The following is a 5,443-nucleotide window of genomic DNA, read 5'->3' as shown; positions in this document are numbered from 1 at the left end:
CCAGAAATTAACTTTGTATTATTCAGCTTACGCTCTGTCACTTTCTCAAAACTTACAGCATCAGCATTTGTTGATGCACCCTTCTTCTTACCTTGCATAACAAAAATATTAATTGCCGCTACAATAACAATTAGTGCAATAACCCCAACAATAATCTCTTTCTTTTTTCTTTTTGGGGTAGAAATAATATTTGATTGCATCATATGTCTCCTTTTTAATAATAAATTTTAATTTTATTAACAATTAAATATATCATAACTTTAAAATAATGACAGGATGAAATATTTTGTTTTTTCTAAAAAATGAATATAAATACATTTTTCATTTAATTTACATTTATAATTCTCATCACTATAGTTATTTTTATATATAATATGTTTTAAAAATTCACAAAAGTTTTTTATGCATATTTTGAATAAAAAAATAAATTGAAATATTTAAAATTATATATTAAGATTACTTTTGGAAGGAGGCGATATTATGACATACTCAGTTAAAGGAAGAGCAGTTAGCTTTGGTGCTTTACTTGCAGTAGGTGGTGCTTTATTGGCTTCATATGCATTCTTATTAGGCATTTTACCTGAAATGAATTTAGTAAAAGAGTTCAATTTATCTACTGTAGCAGCCGCACAAGTCTTTGCATGGCTTGACTATATCTCTTGGGGTGTTTCCCTTGTTGCTTTAATCGGTTCTCTTGGAACAGGTGGAGCAGCTCTTGTTGCTGCAGCTGGAGCACAAGGTATTAGAAAATACCTTACGGATTTAGCTAAAGAAAAAGGTAAGAAAGCTGCAATTGCTTACTAATTTATTTTAAATTAAGAAAGAGACTGGATAATACTATTCAGTCTCTTTCTTACATTAAATATAAAGAAACAATGGAGGTAGTTGTGAATATATTAAAACTTCTATCAATAGATTTTAAATTAAAATTTACAACTCAATATTCTGCAATATTAAATAGATTTTCTTTTACTAAACGTGTATCCAATAGAAACTTAATTCTTTGTAGTATGTTATTTAAAATATTCATAGGAATTTTTATGTTTTATATTTCAAACGTTTTATTCAATGAGAAATATATGTGGAATATTTTATATGCAAATGTTGGTTTTCTCATAATTTCTTGCTTTATAAAATCAATTACTTCATATAAAGAAACAGCAATATTAAAGTCTGACATATACATCTACAGTCTGTTTCCCATGGAGAAAGTCTACAATTTAAACATGTTTTCTTCTTTACTATGGGCGTTGTTTGGAAATATTAGTGGCCTATCTTTATTGTTTATATTGAACATGTATTTAAAAGGATTCGTATATACAATTCTTTCACTTACAAACTGTATATTACTACTAATATTAATATTCACTTTATTTAACAAAATTTCCGCTTCCTATTTCATTAGTAAAATTCAAAAGCCAATAGGAGCAATTCGCTTTTTATTTTATGCTGTATTTTCATGCCTCTTTTTTTTCTTAGGTTACAAACTAGTAGATATTTTTAAACAACCATTTTATGTAGTACGCGAACGTATTATTACGTCTAAGATTTTAACGGATGAAGATTATGCAGAGACAGTTACACAAGAATTTTTTAATTCTATTATTAATCCCTTGCAAGACAGTATGAATAAAACATTATTCGTATTAAAGTCAATTTGTGATTATGTCATTTTTTCACCGTATATGAGTTTCATTTTATTGCTATGTATAGCACTTGTGCTATCTATAAAAAGTAAGCCTTTACTAAATAGGTTTATAGTTTCAGTGAAAAATAAAAAAGATTTACTGTATTATTTCTCAAAACTATATTCATCATTTAATAGAAGAATATTTAACGATGAGATTTTGGAATTTGAAATTAAATTATTGGAAAGAGAAAGGTTTTTAATTTCACCAAAATTCTTCCAAATGATTTTCTTTACATATGAATCTTTATTTTATATGGGACTTTTTGTGAACTTATTTCACTCTTCACATGATAATGCCTTAGAATATTTACTATTTATGGCGTTATTATTGTTAATCATGTTTAATCATTGTTTTGAATTAAGAACAGAGTACCCTCAATTATTTTTATTAGGTGCAATGAGAGAAAAAATTGTACTATTTCGTTTTTCTGGAACAGGCATATACCCATTATATAGAAGTAAAATTTCACTAATGTATACTTTAATGATTATTCCTACAATATGTTTGTTGCTAGTTACTATATATATGATGTTTATAAATATTACATATATCTTCGGGATAATCATAATATGTATTACATTCATATTAGTACCTATCGTTCAAATGTGGGCTACTACATTTCTAATTAAAACAGACTATATTACTTATATGGATGTAGGATCCACAGAAGAAGAGGAGCTTATTAATAAAATTCAAGCCATACCACGAAAAATATTAGTTCTACCATTATTATATTTTTTATATTTCTTATTATTTATGCAGATTCCAGTACAAGTGATATTTTACATTTTTTCTACCTATGTAATCTTTTATATTTTAATAAGTGGAGCATTTATATTTGTTTCAAAAAAATATGCTGTCAATAACATTAAAAAATTTGACTCTAAATGGTTAAGGTTGTGAAAAAATGAAAGCTAAACTTATAATTTTTCCTTGGAAGTTTTTAATCCTGTTACAATTATTATTATTTTTAAGTGGGTTTATTTACGGATGCTTCTCTGCAAATGATCAAATTATTAATTTACAACCAAAAGAGTTAGATACATCTACAGTTTTTAATAATAATATTTTAGTGCTTTTCAGTATTTTAGTTATAGGGACTTTAACAGGGGGTGTTTATTCCCTCTTTGTTGTAGTTTTTAACGGTGTAATAGTTGGTGAGACTTTATATACGATATTTAAAAGTGCAGGGATGTCCCCTATATTCACTGGATTTTTACCACACGCATTACCCGAATTGTTGTCCATATTTTTAATGTCTTCTATTACTTACTTACCTATTTATATTCTAATAAAAATAAAAACAGTATCTTTTTCTTGGAAAAAAGTCTATTTAGAAATAGGAAGTGTAATTGTAATCGCATCGGTATGTTGTGGATTAGCATCTTTAATTGAAGGTTACTATAGTTCATTTTAAAAGGAGAATTTCTATGAAAGAAAACGAAAATAATTCTAGTTCATTTTTTAATACAAAAAAAAAGGTTGTTTTATTTAATATTGTTTCTTTATTATTTTTTAACACATTATTATCTACAGTTATTTACAATTTCAAATCCTTTCACGCATTCAAAGATTGGTTAACTATAGTGGTGTTAATATCAGCAATTATAACACCATTTATACTCATACTATGTTTTATTTTTACAATGTTTTGGTCATTGATAGGTCTAATGAATAAACCGGATCTATCCATAAAAAAAATGTATAGTGTAATATTATCAGGAACTTCAATCTTTTTGATTACACAAGCATTAAATTTTCTAACCATTATAAATTTTGGAGGAGATTTACCACAGTTTATTTTTGTAGTATTCTCATTACTAAGTGTTGGATTAGTTTGTATAGCGATGTATGTTGGATTTACGAAATTAGTAGGGTTTAGTACGAATTTTTCAAAAATTATTTTATCCATTTTATTTATTATAGTTATCAGTTTAAATATGGTTCAATTATTTGGGGGTATAGGTATTGGCATATAAGATTCAAGTACCGAGATTACAATTTGAAAATAAAATAATATTACAGGAATCCTCTTTAATCATTGAAGATGGAAAATCATACTGTATCACTGGAGCAAATGGTTCTGGTAAAACTACGTTGCTAAATTATATGATGACAGGAACTGAAACGAAAATTTATAAGAAACGAAAAGAAATTGATTTGTTAGAGTTCAAAAGAAATACAGCTTTTATTCCTAACAACCCACCAATTTTTGATTTACTTACGGGATGGGAAAATATTCAATACATATGCTCGTTGTGGAGAATAAAAGATAAAGATAATTACCTACAAGAAGTTAAAATGTACTGTGATTTATTTGAACTTAGTCAAGAATCTTTACATGATCAAGTACATACTTATTCTTTGGGAATGAAATATAAACTCTTTCTTATCTCTATGATTAGTCGTAATATTAATCTTCTATTATTAGATGAACCTTTTACAGCACTTGATAAAAATTCTCAACAAGAAATATATAAAATTTTAGTTAAATTTCTTGAAAGAGGCAATAGTTTAATATTTGTTACTCATATTGAAGAGTTTAAAAATCAACTAGGTGATTATATCTATGAGATTCGAGATAAAACTCTTTCAAAATTACAATAAAAGGAGCCAGTCTATGAATAAATATTATATAATCGCTATCTTAAGTATTGTACTTTCTGTTGTATTATTTATATTTAATTTCTATCAGACTAAAATAGGAGGAGTAATATTCGCTCTTAGTATAGGCGCAAGTATTAAATTTCTAGCTGACGGTGTATTGAATGAAAGTAAAAATAAAAAACACAACTAATTTTGAAATAGTGTCTAAATATCATATAACATTTGACTACCCTAAGCAGCAATAACTGAAAATAATATGCTTTGATTTTCTAAAATAATAGAAAAGAAGCCAGGAGAAAATTCTAAAAAGGGCCCTTTCACTAAATGTGTCAAAGAAGCCCTTCTTCTTTTTTCCTATTTCACATATACACAGACTAAATTTGCTGTTACATAATATATCTCCCCTTTACTATTATGTACTTTATATTGCGATGAACCATCCACACCTACTTTCGCCTCAATTGTAAATCCTAACCCTTCATCCACAGTTCCTGCAACATCTCTATCTAACCAGGAAGGCTTTGAATAGAATCGTAAGTCATTCACTTTAGAAACTACACGTTTACCTTCTACAGATAACCATTCTTCTTTATAGCGAATGTATGAGGAATCGTTATAAATCCACTGATTTCCTCCAAGATTCAACCAATTTCCTACTTTACCCCAGACTTTATATGATTCACCTTTTTGTAACTTACGAATAACACTATTTATTGTGGATGGACCAGAACGAAGGTTTATATGGTATCCATCAATATACGCTACTCCCGCTTCATTCATAACACCAGGTACTTCACTTGGTTGCTTTGGTTTCGCTTCAACTGAAATAGAATTTCCATTATATGCTTTTAATACATCAGCACGAAACTTTGATTCTGATACACCATGACTGCGAAGATAATCAATCGGATCTTCGTGATCTGTGCCACCAAGTTTATACGTAATGTCTTTATGCGTCCACAATCCAATGGATGGATCAATGTTTCTATCACGTAAAATCTTAGCTAGTAGCTTCACATATCTCTCATAGGATTTTTTAAATTTAATAGGGTCACTTGTTTCAGAGAGCTCTACATGTACAAATCGTTTATTAGCAGCAGGACCGCCACCATAAGCAATGTATTTTGTATCAGCAATTTGGATTG

7 protein-coding genes and 1 pseudogene are annotated in these 5,443 nt (G+C 27.9%); 6 read left to right on the top strand and 2 right to left on the bottom strand.

All coding sequences use genetic code 11. The annotated features are described in order from the left end of the window. Positions 1-200 (bottom strand): annotated as a pseudogene (locus tag ACQRBL_RS31810) (efflux transporter periplasmic adaptor subunit); the annotation flags it as partial. Between the two features lie 280 nt (positions 201-480). On the opposite strand from ACQRBL_RS31810, the gene ACQRBL_RS31805 reads away from it, so the two are divergent. The 6 genes from ACQRBL_RS31805 to ACQRBL_RS31780 all read left to right on the top strand — a co-directional run bounded on the left by ACQRBL_RS31805 (position 481) and on the right by ACQRBL_RS31780 (position 4,488). Beyond that, positions 481-804, top strand: coding sequence for a circular bacteriocin, circularin A/uberolysin family (locus tag ACQRBL_RS31805; protein WP_006922886.1), 324 nt, complete (start codon positions 481-483; stop codon positions 802-804). 83 nt (positions 805-887) lie between these two features. Next, positions 888-2,594: a hypothetical protein gene (locus ACQRBL_RS31800; RefSeq protein ID WP_098487854.1), complete on the top strand. Its 1,707-nt coding sequence runs from the start codon at positions 888-890 to the stop codon at positions 2,592-2,594. A gap of 4 nt (positions 2,595-2,598) precedes the next feature. Continuing rightward, positions 2,599-3,108 carry a stage II sporulation protein M gene (locus tag ACQRBL_RS31795; protein ID WP_098214556.1) on the top strand — a complete coding sequence of 170 codons (510 nt, stop codon included), beginning with the start codon at positions 2,599-2,601 and terminating at the stop codon, positions 3,106-3,108. A gap of 13 nt (positions 3,109-3,121) precedes the next feature. Next, positions 3,122-3,670: a hypothetical protein gene (locus tag ACQRBL_RS31790; RefSeq protein WP_098487855.1), complete on the top strand. Its 549-nt coding sequence runs from the start codon at positions 3,122-3,124 to the stop codon at positions 3,668-3,670. Next, on the top strand, positions 3,660-4,298 hold the full coding sequence (locus ACQRBL_RS31785) for an ATP-binding cassette domain-containing protein (RefSeq protein ID WP_065485808.1): 639 nt from the start codon (positions 3,660-3,662) through the stop codon (positions 4,296-4,298). The genes ACQRBL_RS31790 and ACQRBL_RS31785 overlap by 11 nt, the downstream gene beginning before the upstream one ends. Before the next feature lie 13 nt (positions 4,299-4,311). Then, a complete protein-coding gene (locus ACQRBL_RS31780) occupies positions 4,312-4,488 on the top strand; it encodes a hypothetical protein (protein WP_169509503.1) in 177 nt (58 codons plus the stop codon). 164 nt (positions 4,489-4,652) lie between these two features. Here ACQRBL_RS31780 and ACQRBL_RS31775 read toward each other — a convergent pair. After that, positions 4,653-5,443: N-acetylmuramoyl-L-alanine amidase (locus tag ACQRBL_RS31775; RefSeq protein ID WP_427736356.1), on the bottom strand; the 791-nt coding region annotated here is incomplete at its 5' end.

The sequence above is a fragment of the Bacillus sp. AF62 genome (genome assembly GCF_050312695.1).
Lineage (GTDB): Bacteria > Bacillota > Bacilli > Bacillales > Bacillaceae_G > Bacillus_A > Bacillus_A cereus.
Note: the sequence above shows the minus strand (reverse complement) of the source record. Positions and strands in the feature narration are given on the sequence as shown.

Coding starts and splice junctions, on each gene's coding strand:
- ACQRBL_RS31805 (WP_006922886.1), top strand. CDS start 481: ATGACATACTCAGTTAAAGGAAGAGCAGTTAGCTTTGGTGCTTTACTT.
- ACQRBL_RS31795 (WP_098214556.1), top strand. CDS start 2,599: ATGAAAGCTAAACTTATAATTTTTCCTTGGAAGTTTTTAATCCTGTTA.
- ACQRBL_RS31790 (WP_098487855.1), top strand. CDS start 3,122: ATGAAAGAAAACGAAAATAATTCTAGTTCATTTTTTAATACAAAAAAA.
- ACQRBL_RS31780 (WP_169509503.1), top strand. CDS start 4,312: ATGAATAAATATTATATAATCGCTATCTTAAGTATTGTACTTTCTGTT.